The sequence below is a fragment of the Streptococcus sp. W151 genome, from assembly GCF_053010205.1.
Genome location: NZ_JBRKNT010000001.1, coordinates 742060 through 762951, shown reverse-complemented (window position 1 = coordinate 762951; position 20892 = coordinate 742060). Strand labels below are relative to the sequence as shown.

The following is a 20892-nucleotide window of genomic DNA, read 5'->3' as shown; positions in this document are numbered from 1 at the left end:
TTTCGAGGCGTTTTTTGTTTTGCTTTCTTCCTATAAAGAAAACGGTTTATTTTTTTTTGAGTTTTAGAGCTTGCTAAAATAGAAGAAAAAAGATAAGATAGGTAAAGGTAAAAAATCCCGGGAAGGTCCTTATTTTTTGAGATGGTCCCATCCTCTTTAATCAATAAGGGCCTACATGTGGTTCAAATATTACTATATAGGAATTTTAGGATGAAAAAAGCTAAACAAACTTTTGAAAAAATGACCAAATATTCGATTCGGAAATTATCTGTCGGGGTTGGTCCTGTTGCCATTGGAGCCTTTTTATTAGGGGGAACACTCTCAGGAGCACGTCCTGTACAAGCAGATCAGGTGACCTTACCTGCTAATGTGCACTTAGGTTATGTGACAGAAGAAGAGCTAACCGCTGAAGAAAAAGCACAAGTGATTCATGCAATCCCTGAAGACTATCAAAATGAAGATACCTTCTTTCTAGTCTATAAGAAGAAGGAGGCAACTCAGCCAGTGCTTCCCCAAACAGGAAGTCAGGAAGTCGCCCTCTTCGGTCTAAGTCTAGCCACTGCTTCTTTTGCGGTCCTCTTACTTTCTAAAAAGCACAGAAAGAAAGTCATGGCTGTCCTTTTGATTGGAGCTATGGGCCAAAGTCTTCTGCTACCAATTGAAGTTGCAGCTTTGCAAAACCAAGTTTTACGTGCTTATAATCAGAATCTTTCGATCGCATCTAGTAAAGATCTGGCAAATGGCGTGATTCATATTGATGGCTATGACTATGTTGGCTATCTGCGCTACCCGTCTGTCCAAAAGACGAACTCACAAGAACCAAAAGCTATTCAGAGAATCCAACCATCTGTAGAGAGTTCGATCAAAACAAGTGCAGGGATTGCACAAATGGAACCACAAGCGCGTGTGACGCCAGAAGTCGCTCCAGCCTTTCCTCAAGTTGAAAAACCAAGCCTTGAAGTATCTACTGAGCCTGTGCCGTTTGAAATTGTCAACCAAGCTGATCCTACATTAGCCAAAGGGCAAACCAAGGTGCTGACAGCTGGCCAAAATGGAGAGCGGACTATCTTGACGGAAGTCAGCGTGGTAGATGGACAAGAAGTTCGCAGAGTAGTTGAAAGCAAGGTCACTAAAGAACCAGTTTCACAAATTCTTGCCGTCGGGACAAAAGAACATTCGCAACCAATCCCTCAACCAAGCCCTTCTCCAGTTGTAACAGCTAAGGGGACGCAGGAAAAAGGTCACGTGGGTGAAGCTCCTGTTCAACCGGAGAACCCAGCCTATACAGGAGTAGTGGAAGCTAAGGGGACGCAGGAAGAAGGCCACGTGGGTGAAGCTCCTGTTCAACCGGAGAACCCAGCCTATACAGGAGTAGTGGAAGCCAAGGGGACGCAGGAAGAAGGCCACGTGGGTGAAGCTCCAATTCAGCCGGAGAACCCAGCTTATACCGGAGTAGTGGAAGCCAAGGGGACGCAGGAAGAAGGCCACGTGGGTGAAGCTCCAATTCAGCCGGAGAACCCAGCTTATACCGGTGTCATCGAAGCCAAGGGCACGCAAGAAGAAGGTCATGTTGGCGAAGCTCCTGTTCAACCAGAGAATCCAGCCTACCAAGTGACCGAAGGGACAGTGACGGAGACAGAAACGGTAATCCTTCCATATGAAACAGAGTATGTAACGGATGCCAATCGTTACACCGATGAAGAAATCCTCCTTCAGAAAGGCGAAGCTGGTAGCCAGGAAATTCGCCGTGTTTATAAAACGGTCAATGGTGAGAAAGTTGGAGAGCCCCTCAGCACGACAAGAGAAACAGTCAAAGCTCCTGTGACAGAAAAAATTAGTCGTGGGACCAAGGCGATTGAAGGCCAAACAGAGGAAGTTGTTTTTGAGGAAATCCCATTTAAGACAGTAACCGAACAAGATGCCACCCTGCTAAAAGGAAGCGAAATGGTTTCTCAAGCAGGAAAAAATGGGAAGAAGAAAATCACCAAGGTCTATAAGACCATTAAAGGTGTAAAAACTGCGGATGCTCCAACGGTTTCGGAAGAAGTAGTTGAACAAGCCCAAGATCAGATCATTAAAAAAGGGACCAAAGAACTAGACAAGCCAACCTTGACCTTGACCCAGGTCGATAAGGAAGAATTGAAGCGTAGTGCCAAGGCTACCTATCAGTTAAACAAACCAGAGGGTGTGACCATCAAGTCTATCCAGGCGGTATTGAAGAAGGGTGATCAAGTTGTGAAAACTTTTGCCCTTTCAGAGTCTGATTTAGCAGCTACCTTAGCGGACTTGGACTACTACAAGGATTATACGCTGGCAACGACCATGGTCTATGATCGTGGAAATGGGGATGAAGAAGAGGTTCTCAAGGAAGAGCCACTAAGACTTGACCTTAAAAAAGTTGAAGTCAAAAACATCAAGGAAACTAGTCTGATTAGTGTGGATGACCAAGGCCTTGAGACCGATCGTAGCCTCTTGTCAGAAACACCTTCAGATGTGAAACCTTATTACTTAAAGGTTACCACCCATGATAATAAGGTCACAAAACTGGCCGTTGATAAAATCGAAGAAGTGATGGTAGATGGGGCGACCTTATACAAAGTAACAGCCAAAGCTCCAGATCTGATCCAACGGACTGCGGACAACCAGTTCAGCGAGGACTATGTCCACTACATTGCGAAGCCCAAAGCTCATGAAGGTGATGTCTACTACAATTTCAACGAACTTGTAAAAGCTATGCAAGCCAATCCGACTGGTACCTTTAAGCTTGGTAGCAGTATGAATGCGGCCAATGTACCAGCAGCAGGAAAATCCTATGTAACCAATGCCTTCAAGGGAATATTGGAAAGTACAGAAGGCAATACATTTGCTATCCATAACATTACGAGACCGTTATTTGGTAACATCGAAGGTGGTACTGTTAAGAATCTCTTGCTTGAAAATGTTAACATTGACATGCCTGGATTTGATCGAGTAGCACCGATCGCAGGTGTCATCAAAAATAATGCGACTGTCGAAAATCTTAAAGTAACAGGAAGCGTTGTTGGAAACAACGATGTAGCTGGTATTATCAATAAAATTGATGGTAGTGGGAAGGTAAGTAATGTTGCCTTCATCGGGAAACTGCACGCTGCTGGCAATAAAGGTGCCTATCTAGCAGGTGTTGTTGGCGAGAACTGGAAAGGTATTGTAGAAAAGGCTTACGTTGATGCTGAAATTACTGGGAATAAAGCAAAAGCTGCAGGTTTAGTTTATTCTTCTCAAAATGGTGGGAATAACAATACGCTAGGTAGAGAAGGAGTTCTCAGAAATTCAGTTGCTAAAGGTTCGATTGAACTGAAAGAAGCGGTACAATCTGGTGGCTTACTGGGGACCAACTGGGCTTTGGGGGCTATTGAAGACAACATCACCATGATGAAAGTCAAAACAGGTGAGATGGTCTTCGGACACTCGGATATCGATGCAGATGATTACTTCACTTATTCAAGAACCAAACGGAATTTCAGTGTGGAGGACGTGAGTGAAGGTAAGAAATCCTTTAACAATTCACGTAAAATTCCAAGTATTTCCCTTGCAGAAGCTGAGAATAAAATTGAAGCAATGGGGATTACTGCTAATACATTCACCAGCGACAAACCGATTGAAGACAAGCTCAATAACCTTGTTAACAAAGAGGATCAATACAAGGCAATTGATGGCTACGACGCCTCTCGCGAACTTGCTTACCGCAATATAGCAAAATTACAGCCTTTCTATAACAAAGAATGGATTGTCGACCAAGGAAACAAATTGGCTGCGGGTAGTCCTCTCTTGACCAAGGAAGTCTTGTCTGTGACGGCCATGAAGGACAATGATTTTGTAACAGAATTGGCTGATGCCGACCACATCCTGATCCATTATGCGGATAAGACAAAAGATATCTTTAGCATTTCATCGAAAGATTCTAAAGTCAAACAAGTGAAAGAGTACAGTGTAGCAGAACTTGGTGAAGTGGTCTACACGCCAAATATGGTTGACAAAGAACGGACTGAGCTCATTAGTGCTATTGTTGAAACATTAAGCCCAGTAGAATTACAATCTGATCCAATCTACACGCACCTTGGTAGAACTGGTCCAAATAAAGTCAATGCCATTAAGAACCTCTATCTGGAAGAAACCTTCAAAGAGGTGAAGGATAATTTGACCCACTTTGTGAAACAGTTGGTTGAAAACCAAGACCATCAATTGAACACGGATGAGGCTGCCAAACGGGCGCTCATCAAGAAAATTGAAGATAATAAGGCGGCAGTTCTTTTGGGTCTCTCTTATCTTAACCGTTATTACGGAGTGAAATTCGATGATGTCCATCTCAAACAGCTCATGTTGTTCAAGCCAGACTTCTATGGTAAGAATGTTGATGTCTTAGACCGCTTGATTGAAATCGGGTCAAAAGAAGACTATATCAAAGGGACTCGTACCCACGATGCTTTCCGAGAAGTCGTGGCTAAATCGACTCTTTCTGGAAATCTTAATGACTTCCTGAAGTACAATATGGAGCTCTTTACAAGTGATACAGACTTGAATGATTGGTTTATCAAAGCAACCAAAGACAATGTCTATATTGTAGAGCCTGAGACGACCAATTCAGCCTTTGCATCTGCTAAACACAGAGCTTATGAAGGCTTAAACAATGATGTGCATGGCAAGATGATTTTGCCACTCTTGAACTTAAAAGATGCCCATATGTTCTTGATTTCAACTTACAATACCATGGCCTACAGTTCCTTTGAGAAATATGGTAAAAATACGGAAGTGGAACGAACTGCCTTCAAGGCAGAAATTGACAAGGTGGCTAAAGGACAACAGAATTACCTAGATTTCTGGTCGCGTCTCGCAACGGATAAGGTTCGCAATCAGCTCCTGAAGAGCAATAATATGGTTCCGACCCCTGTTCTTGATAACCAAAACTATAAAGGCATCAGTACAGATCGCTATGGCCATACCAACAGTGGCAAAGATGTCGCTCCAATTCGTGAATTGTATGGCCCAACCGATCGTTACCATGCGACAGATTGGCGGATGGGAGCAGTGGCGCGAATTTACGGAAATCCATATAAAGACGATTCTGTCTTCTTCATGGTGACGGATATGATCAGTGACTTTGGCGTTTCTGCCTTCACGCATGAAACAACGCACGTCAATGACCGTATGGTTTACTTAGGTGGGTGGAGACACCGAGAAGGAACTGATATTGAAGCCTTTGCCCAAGGAATGCTCCAAACACCATCCGTATCCAATCCAAATGGGGAATACAAGGCCCTAGGTCTCAACATGGCCTATGAACGTCCTAACGATGGTAACCAATGGTACAATACCAATCCAAACGATCTTCAATCACGTGATGAGATTGATCGCTACATGAAAGGTTATAACGATACGCTCATGCTTCTGGATTACCTAGAAGGGGAAGCTGTATTGGACAAACATAGTAAGGACTTAAACAATGCTTGGTTCAAAAAGGTTGATAAACAATACCGAGGAGCGAACACCAAGAATCAATTCGATAAGGTTCGGGCTTTGAGTGATGAGGAAAAAGCGATTGCTTTAAACACAGTAGATGACCTCATCACCAATAATTTTATGACCAACCGTGGTCCTGGAAATGGCGTCTATAATCCATCTGACTTTGGTTCAGCCTACGTGACTGTGCCGATGATGACAGGGATCTATGGTGGGAACACCAGTGAAGGGGCTCCTGGAGCGATGTCCTTCAAACACAATACCTTCAGGATTTGGGGCTATTATGGCTATGAAAAAGGATTCCTGGGTTATGCTTCAAACAAGTATAAACAAGAGTCTAAACAAGCTGGACTTGCCACTCTAGGAGATGACTTCATCATTAGCAAGATTTCTGATGGAAAATTTAACACTCTTGAAGATTGGAAGAAAGCTTACTTCAATGAAGTTGTGACAAGTGCTAAAAACGGAATTCAGGCTATTGACATCGATGGGAAGACCTATAATAGCTTTGAAGACTTGAAACGTGCATTTGCTGAATCAGTTGATAAAGATAAAGCTACTCTAAGTAACGGTTCTGTCAAATTTGACAATACGGTTGCACTGAAAGAAAAAATCTTTAAGAAATTGCTGCAACAAACAGATAGTTTTAAAACGTCTATCTTTAAATAATTGAATTCTCTCATCTGCTGAGCAGGTGAGAGTTTTTTAGAAGAAAAAATGAATAGAGGTGGACAAAGTATCTAAAAATTAAAAGGAATCAATCGTAGATCGGAAAATTTATCATATTAAAAAATAACGTAATTTAACAAAAACGCTTTCTTTTCTAGGAAATATTTGACTATTATATCTTTTAGGAGTAAACTAAGGAGGTAAAATTAATAAAAGGAGAATTCATCATGAATTTAACATTTTTAGGTCTTTGTTTAGCCTGTTTTGGTGTATCACTGGCAGAAGGTTTGATGATGAGCAGCTTATTGAAATCTGCGTCTCGTCAACCAGAAATTATTGGTCAATTGCGTAGCCTCTTGATTCTTGGTGTTGCCTTTGTCGAAGGTACTTTCTTCGTAACCTTGGTTATGGCCTTCATTATCAAATAAGCACTTCTATTTTAGAAAAGGAGGTGTCAAAACTTGGAAGAAAGTATCACTCCAACGATAACTCTTGGACCTGTAACTTTTAATTTGACCCTACTTGCTATGACCTTGATTGCTGTTTTGGTGGTTTTTGGCTTTATTTATTGGGCCAGCCGTAAAATGACGATCCGACCAAAGGGCAAACAAAATGTGCTGGAATACGCATATGACTTTGTCGTAGGCTTCACCAAAGGAAATATTGGGGAACATTATATAAAGGACTATTCCTTGTTCTTGTTTGTTCTTTTCCTATTTCTTTTAGTGGCCAATAACATTGGATTGATGGCTAAAATCGAAACGACCAATGGTTACAATTTGTGGACATCACCAACCGCTAACCTGGGTTATGACTTTGCCTTTTCATTTTTGATCACCTTAATCGCCCATGTAGAAGGAATTCGCCGACGTGGTGTGAAGGAATATTTAAAGGCTTTTGTGACACCTGGATTTATGACACCCATGAATATTTTGGAAGAATTAACGAACTTTGCCTCCTTGGCACTTCGGATCTTCGGAAATATCTTTGCGGGTGAGGTATTAGCAAGCTTGCTCGTGAACTTATCACACCAAGCTTTCTATTGGTATCCATTTGCCTTTATTGGTAGCATGGCATGGACTGCATTTTCAATTTTCATTTCATGTATCCAAGCCTATGTGTTTACCATGTTGTCATCAATCTATATTGGTAAGAAAATTAATGGTGAAGAGTAAGTAGAGGAGGAGTAGAAGAATGCATGTATCAATGAGTGAAATTATTGGTAACTTTATTCTCATTGCTGGTTCCTTCCTATTATTAATCTTTTTAATAAAGAAATTTGCATGGAACAATATCAATGGAATTTTAGAAGCGCGTGCCAAAAAGATTACAGATGATATTGATGGAGCAGAATCAGCTCGTCAAAAAGCTGAGGAACTGGCAAGTAAACGTGAAGAAGAGTTGGCAGGTAGCCGCAAAGAAGCTGCGTCTATCGTCGAAAATGCAAAGGAAACTGCGGAAAAGAACAAATCGCAAATCCTTTCAGAAGCCACTCAAGAAGCTGTACGTTTGAAAGAAAAAGCGCAACAAGAAATTGCGCATAACAAAGAAGAAGCATTGAACAGTATCAAAGGCGATGTGGCAGATCTCACTGTCAATCTTGCCAGCAAATTGTTGAGCCAACAGCTGGATGCTGAAGGTCAACGCCAACTGATCGATCGCTATCTTGATGAATTAGGAGAAGCCTAATGGACAAAAAGCAACTGATGGTGATTGAGAAATATACCCAGCCTTTTGTTCAATTGGTCTTTGAAAAAGGAGAACAAGATCTTGTCTTTGAAAAATTGACCCAAATCAAGGGCATTTTTGAGGAGACTGGACTTGCTAACTTCTTAGCTCATATCGGTGTAGAGGATGAAGAGAAAGCAAAAAGTCTCAGACTTTTTCAACCCTCTGATTCACAATTACTCGACCATTTGATTGAAGTGGTTATTCTCAATCATCGTGAAGCCTTATTTTATGACATTGTAACGATTTGTTTGGATCAGATTCAACTGTTGAGCAACGCATTTGTCGTCACTGTTACGACAGTTGCTGGTTTGGATCCTGTTCAAGAGCAAAAGCTAGTACCCATTATCGAAAGAAAATTTGGGATTCAAGTTCGCTCAATCCAACAAAAGATCGATCCAGATTTAATTGGTGGCTTTGTCGTGACAGCCAATCATAAAACGTTGGATACCAGTCTCAAACACCAATTGCAAGTTATAAAATCTAAATTGAAATAGAAAGTGGTGTGAATTTTGGCGATTAACGCACAAGAAATCAGCGCTTTAATTAAGCAACAAATTGAAAATTTCAAGCCAAACTTTGACGTCACTGAGACAGGTGTTGTAACCTACATTGGTGACGGAATTGCCCGTGCTCATGGGCTTGAAAATGCCATGAGTGGTGAGTTGTTGATCTTTGAAAATGGCTCATACGGGATGGCCCAAAACTTAGAAACAACGGATGTCGGGATCATCATCTTGGGTGATTTCACGGATATTCGTGAAGGAGACTCTGTCCGTCGTACAGGTAAAATCATGGAAGTCCCTGCAGGGGATGCCTTGATTGGTCGGGTTGTCAACCCACTTGGCCAACCAGTAGATGGTTTAGGTGAGATTGTGACAGATAAATTTCGTCCAGTTGAAACACCAGCTCCTGGCGTTATGCAACGGAAATCTGTCTCAGAACCCCTACAAACTGGTTTGAAAGCTATTGATGCCCTTGTTCCAATCGGACGCGGTCAACGGGAATTGATTATCGGGGACCGTCAAACAGGGAAAACTTCGATTGCCATCGATACCATCTTGAACCAAAAGGGTCAAGACATGATCTGTATCTATGTGGCGATTGGTCAAAAAGAATCAACAGTTCGTACGCAAGTAGAAACTCTCCGTAAATACGGAGCTATGGATTATACGATTGTGGTAACCGCTTCGGCTTCTCAACCGTCTCCATTGCTTTACTTGGCACCTTATGCCGGGGTTGCCATGGCAGAAGAGTTCATGTATAACGGTAAACATGTTTTGATCGTCTATGATGATTTGTCAAAACAAGCCGTAGCTTACCGTGAATTGTCCCTTCTTCTCCGTCGTCCACCAGGACGTGAAGCCTTCCCAGGGGATGTCTTCTATCTCCATAGCCGTTTGTTGGAACGTTCTGCGAAAGTTTCAGATGAATTGGGTGGGGGTTCTATTACAGCTCTTCCAATCATTGAAACCCAAGCAGGAGATATTTCTGCTTATATTGCAACCAACGTGATTTCGATCACAGACGGACAAATCTTTTTGCAAGATAGTTTGTTCAATGCCGGTATTCGTCCAGCCATTGATGCAGGTTCTTCTGTATCTCGTGTAGGGGGAGCTGCCCAAATCAAGGCTATGAAGAAAGTTGCAGGTACCCTTCGTATCGACCTTGCTTCCTACCGTGAATTGGAAGCTTTCACGAAATTTGGTAGTGACTTGGATGCTGCAACCCAAGCGAAATTGAACCGTGGTCGCCGAACTGTTGAAGTATTGAAACAACCTGTTCATGAACCATTGACGGTTGAAAAACAAGTTGTGATCTTGTACGCCTTGACTCATGGTTTCTTAGATAGTGTTCCGGTAGATGACATTCTTCGTTTCCAAGAAGAGTTGTTTGATTACTTTGAAGCACATTATCATCAAATCTTTGAGACGATTCGTTCAACACATGATCTTCCAGCAGAAGAAGAACTGGATGCAGCCCTTACAGAATTTGTCAACCAGTCAAATTTCAAATAGAAATAGGAGTGGAAGATGGCAGTTTCATTAAATGATATAAAGAATAAAATTGCATCCACTAAAAATACCAGTCAAATTACCAATGCCATGCAGATGGTGTCTGCTGCTAAACTCGGGAAATCTGAGCAAGCAGCCAAGGATTTTCAGGTTTATGCCGCTAAGGTACGTAAGTTATTAACAGACTTGCTCCATGGACATGAAACAGAAAATGCCAAGTCCCATCCCATGTTGGTAAGTCGCCCGGTAAAAAAGACAGCTTATATCGTCATTACATCCGATCGTGGTTTGGTCGGGGGCTACAATGCCTCCATCCTTAAAACTATGATGGAAATGAAGACAGAATACCATCCAACTGGAGATGACTTTGAAGTGATCTGTATTGGAAGCGTCGGTGCGGATTTCTTCCGCGCCCGTGGGATTCAGCCGGTTTATGAATTGCGTGGTTTGCCTGATCAGCCTAGCTTTAAGGAAGTTCGCAAGATCATTTCGAAAACAGTCCAAATGTATCAGGAAGGCTTGTTTGATGAGTTGTATGTCTGTTACAACCACCACGTCAACAGTTTGACGAGTCAAATGCGGGTGGAACAAATGCTTCCAATTATTGATTTGGACCCCAATGAAGCGGATGAGGACTACGCATTGAATCTAGAATTGGAATCTAGTCGAGATGCCATTTTGGATCAATTGCTCCCTCAATTTGCTGAAAGCATGATCTATGGTGCCATTATTGATGCTAAAACAGCCGAAAATGCTGCTGGGATGATGGCTATGCAAACTGCAACAGACAATGCCAAGAAAGTCATTGATGAATTAACGATTCAATACAACCGTGCTCGTCAAGCAGCGATTACACAAGAAATTACCGAAATCGTTGCTGGTGCTAGCGCCCTTGAATAGTTGTCGGATACAATTTTAAATACAAAAACAGATGCTCGAAAGAGAACTTTTGAGCAGTAGAAATTACTTAGAATAGGAGAATGACATGAGTTTAGGCAAAATTTCTCAGGTCGTAGGTCCCGTCGTAGACGTTGCCTTTTCCGTTGGAGATAAACTTCCTGAGATCAATAATGCGCTTGTAGTCTATAAAAATGACCAACAAAAATCAAAAGTCGTTCTTGAAGTAGCTTTGGAACTTGGTGATGGGGTCGTACGGACCATCGCCATGGAATCAACCGATGGTTTAACACGTGGAATGGAAGTCTTGGACACAGGTCGTCCAATCTCTGTTCCAGTCGGAAAAGAAACATTGGGACGTGTCTTCAATGTTCTTGGAGATACCATTGACTTGGATCAACCTTTTGCTGAGGATGCTCCTCGTGACTCCATCCACAAAAAAGCTCCATCCTTTGACGAGCTCTCTACTTCAGAAGAAATTCTTGAAACAGGGATCAAGGTCATTGACCTCTTAGCCCCTTATTTGAAAGGTGGGAAGGTCGGACTCTTCGGTGGTGCCGGAGTTGGGAAGACTGTCTTGATTCAAGAATTAATCCATAATATTGCCCAAGAACACGGTGGTATTTCTGTATTCACCGGTGTTGGGGAACGGACACGTGAAGGAAATGACCTTTACTGGGAAATGAAAGAATCTGGCGTTATTGAAAAAACAGCCATGGTCTTTGGACAAATGAATGAGCCACCTGGAGCACGGATGCGTGTTGCTTTGACTGGTTTGACCATTGCGGAATACTTCCGTGATGTCGAAGGTCAGGACGTTCTCTTGTTTATCGACAATATCTTCCGTTTCACCCAAGCCGGATCTGAAGTATCAGCCCTTTTGGGACGGATGCCTTCAGCCGTTGGTTACCAACCTACTTTGGCAACTGAAATGGGGCAATTGCAAGAACGGATTACGTCAACCAAGAAAGGTTCTGTTACATCCATCCAAGCCATCTATGTGCCAGCCGATGACTATACAGACCCAGCGCCAGCAACCGCCTTTGCCCACTTGGATTCAACAACCAACTTGGAACGTAAATTGGTACAATTGGGGATCTACCCTGCGGTGGACCCATTGGCATCAAGCTCACGTGCCCTTTCTCCAGAAATCGTAGGAGAAGAACACTATGCAGTAGCATCTGAGGTCAAACGCGTCCTTCAACGTTACCATGAATTGCAAGATATCATTGCGATCTTGGGGATGGATGAATTGTCTGACGAAGAAAAGACCTTGGTTGCTCGTGCTCGCCGGATCCAATTCTTCTTGTCACAAAACTTCAACGTTGCCGAACAATTTACCGGTCAACCTGGTTCATACGTACCTGTTGCAGAAACTGTTCGTGGTTTTAAAGAAATCTTGGACGGAAAATATGACCATCTTCCTGAAGATGCCTTCCGTGGTGTTGGATCGATCGAAGATGTGATTGCCAAAGCTGAAAAAATGGGATTCTAAGAAGAGGTGAAAGATGAGTCAAATGAACGTCCAAATCGTTACACCGGATGGACTGGTTTATGATCATCATGCCGCATTTGTATCTGTCAAGACAATTGATGGTGAATTAGGGATTTTACCTCATCATATCAATACCATTGCGGTTTTGGCTGTAGACCAAGTAAAGGTTCGTCGTGTCGACGATGACAAACATATTGATTGGATTGCAGTCAATGGGGGGATTATCGAAGTAGCAGATAATGTCATTACCATTGTTGCCGATTCTGCCGAACGTGCTCGAGATATCGACATTAGTCGTGCAGAACGTGCCAAACTGCGAGCTGAAAAAGCGATTGAAGAAGCCAAAGATCAGCATTCGGTTGATATGGAACGTCGTGCTAAAATTGCTCTTCAACGCGCCATTAACCGGATTAATGTCGGAAATCGTTTATAATATATTAAAAAATAAGGTAGAGGTCTTTTCCTCGCCTTATTTTTGTTGAGTGAGAATCAAAAGAAGAAAGTGAGAATCAAATATGGTATAATAGCTGTATGATTCAAATGATTTTTAACTTTTCAAGCCATTTATTGTTTATCTTTTTTGCCTATTACCTATTGTTGAACCTGGTTCAATGGGAAAAGTTTTTAAAAGTAAGTACTGAAAATGCTGTTAAAATCCGTTTTTTGATCTTGATGCTCAGCATTGGAATCGGCTATCTAGCCAGCTCATTTTTTATCAGCGTGTATGAGATGAGTCGGCAGATTTTTATTGGCCAATTCTAGCCACATTTTATCAAAAATATGGTATGATAGAAGTCGTGACTTTAAGAAATTGGAGAACAATCCCGTATGGAAAAAATAATCGTTAATGGTGGAAATAATCGACTAGTTGGAACTGTCAAAATCGAAGGAGCAAAAAATGCTGTCCTTCCGCTTCTTGCTGCAACAGTCCTTGCAAGTGAGGGCGTGACAACCTTAAAAAATGTCCCTGTTTTATCAGATGTCTTCACAATGAACAATGTCGTTCGTGGGTTGAATGCACAAGTGACCTTCAATGAAGAAGAAAATACGGTTGTCGTAGATGCGCAAGAAAAATTATCAGAGGAAGCGCCTTATAAGTATGTGAGCAAGATGCGGGCCTCTATCGTTGTCTTGGGTCCTGTCTTGGCACGCAATGGCCATGCTAAAGTTTCCATGCCTGGAGGCTGTACAATTGGTAGTCGTCCCATTGACCTCCACCTGAAAGGTCTGGAAGCCATGGGAGCTTCTATTACCCAAACAGCTGGTTATATCGAAGCGAAAGCAGACCGACTTCATGGAGCGCATATCTATATGGATTTCCCTTCTGTAGGTGCGACACAAAATATTATGATGGCCGCAACCTTGGCTGATGGAGTCACCGTGATTGAAAATGCTGCGCGGGAACCTGAGATTGTTGACCTAGCTCTTTTGCTCAACAAAATGGGAGCTAATGTCAAGGGGGCAGGAACTGAGACCTTAACCATCGTCGGTGTGGAGAGCTTGCACGGGGCAGACCACAATGTTGTACAAGACCGCATCGAAGCTGGAACCTTTATGATTGGGGCAGCCATGACGGGTGGAGATGTCTTGATCGAAGATGCCATTTGGGAACACAATCGTCCGCTGCTGTCTAAGATGCAGGAGATGGGCGTGACGGTAACCGAAGAAGAAAATGGAATTCGGATTCAATCGGATATCAGTAAGCTCCGTCCAGTGACCGTTAAAACTCTTCCGTACCCAGGATTCCCAACTGATATGCAGGCTCAATTTACAGCCTTGATGGCCATGGCTAAGGGTGAGTCCAACATGATTGAAACCGTCTTTGAGAATCGTTTCCAACATTTGGAAGAAATGCGTCGAATGGGCGTTCACTCAGATATTATGCGAGATACAGCTCGTATCGTAGGAGGTGAAAGCTTCCAAGGTGCAGAGGTCATGTCGACCGATTTGCGCGCGAGTGCAACGCTTGTCTTGATGGGCTTAGTGGCAGAAGGAGAAACAAAGGTCAGCAAATTAAGTCACTTAGACCGTGGTTATTATCAATTCCATAAGAAATTGGTGGCACTTGGTGCAGACGTGAAACGTGTAGAGGAAGCAGACGATGAAAACTAATCTTCGCTATGTTGGAAAACAGCTAGGAATTGTCCTCCTGTTGGCTGTGATTGGCATCATCATTTTTGCAATTGGTTTGGTCATTGGCTATGGAGTGATTGGCGATGGAAAAAATCCATGGTCCATTCTCTCTCCGGATACCTGGTCAGAAATCATTGGAAAGCTAACCGGCAAATAAGATTTAAATAACATTGAGTAAAAAGGAGAGCAGCGAATCGAGTCAGTGACCCATCTAGCGCTGCTCTTTTTTGGAGAGAGGCATGACAAAACAAACAGTAACCAAACGAACCAAACAAACCTTAGCAGGTTTTGTGGTGGCAACAGTCCTAGCAATCGGGGGCTATTATTTTAATCAACCGACGATAAAAGAAGCGACGGATCAGGTTGTTTCCGTGGTGACCAGTAGCCAACAGGAAACACCCAGTAAAGAGTTAGCTAGCTCTGTACTAACAAAATCTGCTCGTTCACAATTAGGAAATGACATAGAATGGAATGGAGCTGGAGCCTTTGTCGTTAAGGGCAATCGAACAGATTTGGATGCCAGTGTGGCTAGTCAACCCTATGCGGATAACAAGACAAAAGAAGTCAATGGAAAGACCGTACCAACTGTTGCTAATGCCATCATGACTAAGGTGACTCGTCAGTACAGAGATCGCGATGCAACAGGAAGTGGCCTAACCGATTGGAAACCTGCAGGTTGGCATCAGGTTCATAATCTGTCAGGAGAGTACGACCATGCTGTGGATAGAGGTCATCTATTGGGCTACGCCTTGATCGGCAATCTCAAAGGCTTTGACGCCTCTACTAGCAATCCCAAAAATATCGCCGTGCAAACAGCTTGGTCTAATCAAGCCAATGATCCTCATTCCACTGGTCAAAACTACTATGAGACCCTGGTTCGAAAAGCCCTAGATAAGAACAAGCGGGTCCGCTATCGGGTCACTTTGATCTACAATCAGCCGGAAGATCTGATTCCTTTAGGTTCTCAGATCGAAGCCAAATCGAGTGACGGGACTCTTGAGTTCAATGTCTTTGTTCCCAATGTTCAAAGTGGAATGAGCCTGGATTACCAGACAGGAAAAGTAACCATCCATCAATAAGCTGGAAAGTGGATTTGCTTAAGCTTTTTTTAAGCATGAGGTGTTACAATTGCATACCTTCTTTAAGAGAAAGGAGAATGTATGAGAACCATTTTTCGATTTGTCAGAGGAAGCCTTCGCATGGCTTGGAGTCTCTTTTGGGGATTTTTCTGGACAATTGCGATCAGTTTTCTAATTTTAGTGGGGATTATCTATTTCACAGATTCTCCTAGTTCTGGTATGGATGGGGTTGGACGAGCTGCGCAAAAAGTGGTCTATCAGGTTGGAAATTTATTTGGCGATCAGGGCTTTGCGTCGCGTTTTGGAATGGCGCCTAGTTCACCAACAACCCAGACGGACAATCATGAGCATAGCGGTGCTCGCTGGGAAAAGGCTGAGGCTACGGTTTATCTAGATCCCAATATTAGTCAAACCTTTATAAAAGCATATCGGGATGCTATTGAGGCTTGGAATCAAACAGGCGCCTTTACCTTTAAATTGGTCACAAATGAAAAAGAGGCCAATGTGGTCTTGACCGAAATGGACAACGCATCCGTTTCTGCAGCAGGAGAAACTGCCTCTCAAACTAACCTCTTAACCAATCGGTTCACCCACATCACAGTTCGCCTCAATCGCCATTATCTGTTAAATTATGTCTATAACTATAGTTATGATCGGATTGTCAATACAGCTGAGCATGAGCTAGGCCATGCGATTGGGTTGGACCACACAGATGGAGAATCGGTCATGCAACCAGCTGGCTCTTTCTACAGTATCCAGGATTCAGATGTAGAAGCAGTCCGGCAATTATACAAGGAATAATGAGTTTTAAAATACTTGCTAAAAGTTCTGGGCCTCAAGGGGCTCGGGATTTTTTTGATGCTTCGTCTTCCCTTGTTTAATCCGTAAAAAGATAGTAAAATAGGGACATGATTATTTTACAAGCCAACAAAATTGAACGCTCTTTTGCAGGGGAGGTTCTTTTTGATAACATCAGCCTGCAAGTGGATGAACGGGACCGGATTGCCCTGGTCGGAAAGAACGGAGCCGGTAAGTCGACGCTCTTAAAAATCTTGGTGGGAGAAGAAGAGCCGACTTCTGGGGAAATCAATAAAAAGCGCGACCTTTCTCTCTCTTATCTAGCCCAGGATAGCCGCTTTGAGTCGTCCAATACCATCTACGATGAGATGCTCCATGTCTTTGACGATCTCAGAAAGACAGAGAAAAGTTTGCGGCGGATGGAGCTGGAGATGGGGGAAAAAACTGGGGCTGATTTGGAGAAACTTATGCAGGATTATGACCGCCTTTCGGAAGAATTCCGTCAGGCTGGTGGCTTTACCTATGAGGCAGATATCCGCGCTATTCTAAACGGCTTCAAGTTCGATGAGTCCATGTGGCAGATGAAGATTGAAGAGTTATCAGGAGGGCAAAATACCCGTCTAGCTCTGGCCAAGATGCTCTTGGAAAAACCAAATCTTTTGGTACTGGACGAGCCGACCAACCACTTGGATATTGAGACCATTGCCTGGTTGGAAAATTACTTGGTCAATTATAGTGGGGCCCTTCTCATTGTAAGCCACGACCGGTATTTCTTAGACAAGGTTGCTACCATTACACTGGACTTGACCAAGCATTCTTTGGACCGCTATGTCGGCAATTACTCCAGCTTTGTAGAGCAAAAAGAGCAAAAATTGTTGACCGAAGCCAAGAACTACGAGAAGCAACAAAAAGAAATAGCCGCTCTCGAAGACTTTGTCAATCGTAATTTGGTGCGAGCGTCGACCACCAAACGGGCCCAGTCTCGTCGCAAGCAGTTAGAAAAAATGGAGCGCCTAGACAAGCCCGAAGCTGGGACCAAGTCTGCCCATATGACCTTCCATTCTGATAAGGCCTCTGGCAATGTCGTTTTGACAGTAGAAGAGGCAGCTGTCGGCTATGATGATCAAATCCTGTCCGAGCCAATCAATCTGGATATCCGTAAGATGAATGCGGTCGCTATTGTAGGACCAAATGGGATCGGGAAATCTACTCTTATCAAGTCTATTGTCGGGCAGATTCCTTTCATCAAGGGGGAAGCTCGTTTTGGGGCCAATGTCGAGGTGGGCTACTATGACCAGACCCAAAGTAAACTAACCCCTCACAATAGTGTCTTGGATGAACTCTGGAATGACTTTAAACTGACACCAGAAGTAGAAATTCGCAATCGCCTAGGAGCCTTCCTTTTCTCAGGGGACGATGTCAAGAAAACCGTCGGCATGCTGTCAGGTGGAGAGCGGGCCCGCCTGCTCTTGGCCAAGCTGTCCATGGAAAACAACAATTTCTTGATTCTCGATGAGCCGACCAACCACTTGGACATCGATAGCAAGGAAGTACTGGAAAATGCCTTGATTGATTTTGATGGGACCCTGCTCTTTGTCAGCCATGACCGCTACTTTATCAATCGGGTAGCGACCCAAGTCTTAGAACTCTCAGAAGAGGGCTCGAACCTTTATCTGGGAGACTATGATTATTATCTGGAGAAAAAAGCAGAGTTAGAGGCCCTTGCTGCAGCGCAAGCAGAAGCTGAGCCCGCTTCTTCAACGGAAGAAGTCACTGGCAATGACTATCACTTGCAAAAGCAAAATCAAAAGGAACTCCGCAAAATCACCCGTCGCATTGAGCAATTGGAAGCAGAGATGGAAGAGCTGGATCAGAAAATCCAAGACATCACCGAAACCATGCATAGCACCAACGATGCAGACGACTTGGTCCAACTGCAAAGCGAGCTGGACCAACTGACTGTCCAGCAGGAAGCGGTCATGGAAGAGTGGGCAGAACTGTCAGAGCAGGTGGAATAAATTGTCTCGTTGAAAAGTGGATTTTAGACTCCTAGGGTAATCAACGGAGAGTAAGATGAACAAAAAGATATTTGTTAGGACACTATTTGACTGGTGTATCGTTATTGTTTTATCGGTTGTTTGCTATTTTGATATACAGCCAGCTATTCATATGAATACGAACCCCGAAAAATTGTATCAGCAAGGCTATGTTTATAAGGCCGAGAATAGTGAAGATGTATTAGCGATAAAAGTGCTGGATATTGACCCTAACCCGATTGAGAGAAAGAATAATACTTATTATTTAGTTAAACATGAATATGGGGTCACAGCCATGAAGGTCATTAAAGGAAGCGTAAACAAACTACTTGAGATGAAAGAAGCACTTGCTCCTCAAGAAAATCCTTTGGAATCTGCTGAGTTTTATCTTCATGTACAGGTGTTGCCTGAAATTCGCAGGAGAAGGAAAAGTTCAGATGTCGTCATTATTAGCCAAGAATTTAAGGACATCATTCAAGAGAGATTTAACCAAAGCGACCTTTCAAAAGACGGGGCTACTGTCGATACGACGCATCTTCTTGATTTGATGGACGACAAAGGAGTAGCTCATTTTCTCGTGAAACCTGTATTGGTGGGACTTGCAGCATTCTTTTTCTTCATCAATACAATCAGAAGGACTTTCTATTTACGTAGACAGTTCAAACTTTTTAATACATTGTTTCCAGGTTATGCTAATCAGCCAGAGCGATTAGTGAAAGTTGCGGACTATGGGGATCACTCGTTACGAATGTTAGTTCACCAAGATGTTCTCGTGCTATACGGTTCGGAGTTTCAAGTCGTTCCAGTAAAAAGTATTAATCAAATTAAATTGTTTAGAACACGCAGAAAAGGACATTTTCGTTATAAGGCGAAGCTGTTCTTCTATTCGGGATCTTCTCTACAATTAGACGTCAATAGTGACGTGATTGAAGCGCAATATCGTTTCTTTGAATATCTAGCTACTCTTGCACCAATAGCAGTTGAAGATGGATGGATGATGAATCACAGTTAAGGGGATTGAGTTTGAAGATCTAAAAAGAATCCTGAAGAAGGACTTGAGGCCCTTGTTGCAGCACAAGCAGAAGCGGTGCCCGCCTCTTCAACGGAAGAAGTCGCCAGCAATGATTATCATCTGCAAAAGCAAAATCAAAAGGAACTCCGTAAAATCACCCGTCGCATTGAGTAATTGGAAGCTCAAATCGAGGACTTGGATAGTCAGATCACTCAGCTTCAGGAAGCCATGCTAGAATGGGAAGAATTAGCGGAGAGAGTGTAGTTTTCTAATTTGCCTAAGGAGAACATTGTGATGACTGAAAATGATTGGTTTATGAAGCAGATTAAAGGTGTAGCCGATATAATTGGTACAACTTTGCGCCTACAGATTCAGAATTTAGATTTGGGGCAGTATGAGGATGAGGAAGGAAGACTCGTCAACGGGAATCACTATCTTCAGCAAGTTTTAGAAGAGCAGCGCTTTGCAGAGGCCATTTCTTTTGTTGAAGAGCAGATGAAACGCCTACCTCTTCATCAGTATGATCTATTGGTTGATTGGCTGATTTCTTACTTAAGACAATTAGATTTTTCCGTTAAAGAAGATCATGGATTCTACGAAGGATACTTGCAAGAGTTAGAAAGGTACTTAAAGGAATTTAAGTGGTAATCAAATGGAAGATTTAGGCAAAGTTTTTCGTGAATTTCGAATGAGTAAAAATTATTCATTGAAAGAAGCTGCAGGAGAAGCCTGCTCGACCTCTCAATTATCCCGCTTTGAATTGGGCGAGTCGGATTTAGTTGCGTCGCGTTTCTTTGAGATATTAGATAATATCCATGTGACGATTGAGAATTTTATGGATAAGGCTAGAAGTTTTCAACACCATGATCATGTGGCCTTGATGGCCCAGATTATTCCTCTTTACTATTCAAATGATATTGCTGGTTTTCAAAGGCTTCAAAGAGAACAACTTGAAAAGGCTAAAAGTTCGATCAATCCCCTTTATTTTGAATTGAACTGGATTTTGTTACAAGGGCTGATTTGCCAGAGAGATGCCAGCTACACGATGAAACAGAGTGATCTGGACAAGGTGGCGGATTATCTCTTTCAAACGGAAGAGTGGACCATGTATGAGTTGATCCTCTTTGGCAATCTTTACAGCTTTTATGATGTGGATTATGTCACTCGGCTTGGTAGAGAAGTGATGGAGCGTGAAGATTTCTACAAGGAAATTGGTCGCCATCGAAAACTGGTCTTGATTCTAGCTCTGAATTGTTACCAGCATTGTTTAGAACACCGTTCTTTTGAAAATGATAGTTATTTTGAAGCCTATGTGGAAAAGATTATCGGCAAGGGAATTAAACTATACGAACGCAATGTCTTTCATTACCTCAAGGGATTTGCCCTCTATCAGAAGGGACAAACAGAAGAAGGGCGTCAGCAAATGCAAGAGGCTATGCATATTTTTGATGTGCTAGGTCTTCCAGAGCAGGTAGCTTACTATCAAGAACACTTTGATAAATTTGTAATAGATGAATGTTCCTAAATAGGACAG

Annotated in this window: 18 protein-coding genes; all 18 read left to right on the top strand. The window is 42.8% G+C overall.

Translation table 11 applies throughout. The features are described from left to right. The first annotated feature begins 210 nt into the window (after window positions 1-210). The 18 genes from ACVC7Q_RS03670 to ACVC7Q_RS03585 all read left to right on the top strand — a co-directional run bounded on the left by ACVC7Q_RS03670 (window position 211) and on the right by ACVC7Q_RS03585 (window position 20883). The gene (locus ACVC7Q_RS03670; protein WP_447264870.1) at window positions 211-6165 is read left to right on the top strand and encodes a ZmpA/ZmpB/ZmpC family metallo-endopeptidase; all 5955 of its coding nucleotides are present in this window, start codon (window positions 211-213) and stop codon (window positions 6163-6165) included. A gap of 227 nt (window positions 6166-6392) precedes the next feature. Then, the gene (locus ACVC7Q_RS03665; protein WP_003006433.1) at window positions 6393-6593 is read left to right on the top strand and encodes a F0F1 ATP synthase subunit C; all 201 of its coding nucleotides are present in this window, start codon (window positions 6393-6395) and stop codon (window positions 6591-6593) included. A gap of 33 nt (window positions 6594-6626) precedes the next feature. Next, on the top strand, window positions 6627-7340 hold the full coding sequence (atpB, locus tag ACVC7Q_RS03660; RefSeq protein ID WP_004219958.1) for a F0F1 ATP synthase subunit A: 714 nt from the start codon (window positions 6627-6629) through the stop codon (window positions 7338-7340). A 19-nt stretch (window positions 7341-7359) separates the two neighbouring features. Then, a complete protein-coding gene (gene atpF, locus ACVC7Q_RS03655; protein ID WP_004219970.1) occupies window positions 7360-7854 on the top strand; it encodes a F0F1 ATP synthase subunit B in 495 nt (164 codons plus the stop codon). After that, window positions 7854-8390, top strand: coding sequence for a F0F1 ATP synthase subunit delta (locus tag ACVC7Q_RS03650; protein ID WP_013903319.1), 537 nt, complete (start codon window positions 7854-7856; stop codon window positions 8388-8390). Before atpF ends, ACVC7Q_RS03650 begins: the two co-directional genes overlap by 1 nt. Window positions 8391-8405: 15 nt before the next feature. After that, on the top strand, window positions 8406-9911 hold the full coding sequence (gene atpA / locus ACVC7Q_RS03645; RefSeq protein ID WP_049496722.1) for a F0F1 ATP synthase subunit alpha: 1506 nt from the start codon (window positions 8406-8408) through the stop codon (window positions 9909-9911). A gap of 15 nt (window positions 9912-9926) precedes the next feature. After that, on the top strand, window positions 9927-10808 hold the full coding sequence (locus ACVC7Q_RS03640; protein WP_049490543.1) for a F0F1 ATP synthase subunit gamma: 882 nt from the start codon (window positions 9927-9929) through the stop codon (window positions 10806-10808). Window positions 10809-10893: 85 nt separating this feature from the next. After that, window positions 10894-12300, top strand: a complete 1407-nt coding sequence (gene atpD / locus ACVC7Q_RS03635) for a F0F1 ATP synthase subunit beta (RefSeq protein ID WP_013903321.1) — start codon at window positions 10894-10896, stop codon at window positions 12298-12300. Window positions 12301-12313: 13 nt separating this feature from the next. Beyond that, a complete protein-coding gene (locus ACVC7Q_RS03630; RefSeq protein WP_003002471.1) occupies window positions 12314-12733 on the top strand; it encodes a F0F1 ATP synthase subunit epsilon in 420 nt (139 codons plus the stop codon). Between the two features lie 98 nt (window positions 12734-12831). After that, window positions 12832-13062, top strand: coding sequence for a DUF1146 family protein (locus ACVC7Q_RS03625; protein ID WP_013903322.1), 231 nt, complete (start codon window positions 12832-12834; stop codon window positions 13060-13062). Window positions 13063-13128: 66 nt separating this feature from the next. Then, complete coding sequence (gene murA, locus ACVC7Q_RS03620; protein WP_447264869.1) at window positions 13129-14412, top strand: UDP-N-acetylglucosamine 1-carboxyvinyltransferase; 1284 nt, start codon at window positions 13129-13131, stop codon at window positions 14410-14412. Continuing rightward, entirely contained in the window at window positions 14402-14590 is a 189-nt protein-coding gene (locus ACVC7Q_RS03615) for a DNA-directed RNA polymerase subunit beta (protein ID WP_049486327.1), read from the top strand. The genes murA and ACVC7Q_RS03615 overlap by 11 nt, the downstream gene beginning before the upstream one ends. Before the next feature lie 82 nt (window positions 14591-14672). After that, complete coding sequence (locus ACVC7Q_RS03610; protein ID WP_447264868.1) at window positions 14673-15512, top strand: DNA/RNA non-specific endonuclease; 840 nt, start codon at window positions 14673-14675, stop codon at window positions 15510-15512. 81 nt (window positions 15513-15593) lie between these two features. Next, the gene (locus ACVC7Q_RS03605) at window positions 15594-16313 is read left to right on the top strand and encodes a M57 family metalloprotease (RefSeq protein ID WP_447264867.1); all 720 of its coding nucleotides are present in this window, start codon (window positions 15594-15596) and stop codon (window positions 16311-16313) included. Between the two features lie 107 nt (window positions 16314-16420). After that, entirely contained in the window at window positions 16421-18328 is a 1908-nt protein-coding gene (locus tag ACVC7Q_RS03600; protein WP_447264866.1) for an ABC-F family ATP-binding cassette domain-containing protein, read from the top strand. A 55-nt stretch (window positions 18329-18383) separates the two neighbouring features. Beyond that, complete coding sequence (locus ACVC7Q_RS03595) at window positions 18384-19358, top strand: hypothetical protein (RefSeq protein WP_447264865.1); 975 nt, start codon at window positions 18384-18386, stop codon at window positions 19356-19358. A 294-nt stretch (window positions 19359-19652) separates the two neighbouring features. After that, complete coding sequence (locus tag ACVC7Q_RS03590; RefSeq protein WP_447264864.1) at window positions 19653-20006, top strand: hypothetical protein; 354 nt, start codon at window positions 19653-19655, stop codon at window positions 20004-20006. 4 nt (window positions 20007-20010) lie between these two features. After that, complete coding sequence (locus tag ACVC7Q_RS03585; RefSeq protein WP_447264863.1) at window positions 20011-20883, top strand: Rgg family transcriptional regulator; 873 nt, start codon at window positions 20011-20013, stop codon at window positions 20881-20883. Window positions 20884-20892 lie beyond the last annotated feature (9 nt).

Bases quoted from the DNA above. Each gene is read 5' to 3' on its own strand.
- atpD (WP_013903321.1), top strand. From the start codon at position 10,894: ATGAGTTTAGGCAAAATTTCTCAGGTCGTAGGTCCCGTCGTAGACGTT.
- ACVC7Q_RS03665 (WP_003006433.1), top strand. From the start codon at position 6,393: ATGAATTTAACATTTTTAGGTCTTTGTTTAGCCTGTTTTGGTGTATCA.
- ACVC7Q_RS03640 (WP_049490543.1), top strand. From the start codon at position 9,927: ATGGCAGTTTCATTAAATGATATAAAGAATAAAATTGCATCCACTAAA.
- ACVC7Q_RS03630 (WP_003002471.1), top strand. From the start codon at position 12,314: ATGAGTCAAATGAACGTCCAAATCGTTACACCGGATGGACTGGTTTAT.
- ACVC7Q_RS03625 (WP_013903322.1), top strand. From the start codon at position 12,832: ATGATTCAAATGATTTTTAACTTTTCAAGCCATTTATTGTTTATCTTT.
- ACVC7Q_RS03615 (WP_049486327.1), top strand. From the start codon at position 14,402: ATGAAAACTAATCTTCGCTATGTTGGAAAACAGCTAGGAATTGTCCTC.
- ACVC7Q_RS03600 (WP_447264866.1), top strand. From the start codon at position 16,421: ATGATTATTTTACAAGCCAACAAAATTGAACGCTCTTTTGCAGGGGAG.
- ACVC7Q_RS03605 (WP_447264867.1), top strand. From the start codon at position 15,594: ATGAGAACCATTTTTCGATTTGTCAGAGGAAGCCTTCGCATGGCTTGG.
- ACVC7Q_RS03650 (WP_013903319.1), top strand. From the start codon at position 7,854: ATGGACAAAAAGCAACTGATGGTGATTGAGAAATATACCCAGCCTTTT.
- ACVC7Q_RS03585 (WP_447264863.1), top strand. From the start codon at position 20,011: ATGGAAGATTTAGGCAAAGTTTTTCGTGAATTTCGAATGAGTAAAAAT.
- ACVC7Q_RS03590 (WP_447264864.1), top strand. From the start codon at position 19,653: ATGACTGAAAATGATTGGTTTATGAAGCAGATTAAAGGTGTAGCCGAT.
- ACVC7Q_RS03610 (WP_447264868.1), top strand. From the start codon at position 14,673: ATGACAAAACAAACAGTAACCAAACGAACCAAACAAACCTTAGCAGGT.
- ACVC7Q_RS03670 (WP_447264870.1), top strand. From the start codon at position 211: ATGAAAAAAGCTAAACAAACTTTTGAAAAAATGACCAAATATTCGATT.
- murA (WP_447264869.1), top strand. From the start codon at position 13,129: ATGGAAAAAATAATCGTTAATGGTGGAAATAATCGACTAGTTGGAACT.
- ACVC7Q_RS03595 (WP_447264865.1), top strand. From the start codon at position 18,384: ATGAACAAAAAGATATTTGTTAGGACACTATTTGACTGGTGTATCGTT.
- atpF (WP_004219970.1), top strand. From the start codon at position 7,360: ATGCATGTATCAATGAGTGAAATTATTGGTAACTTTATTCTCATTGCT.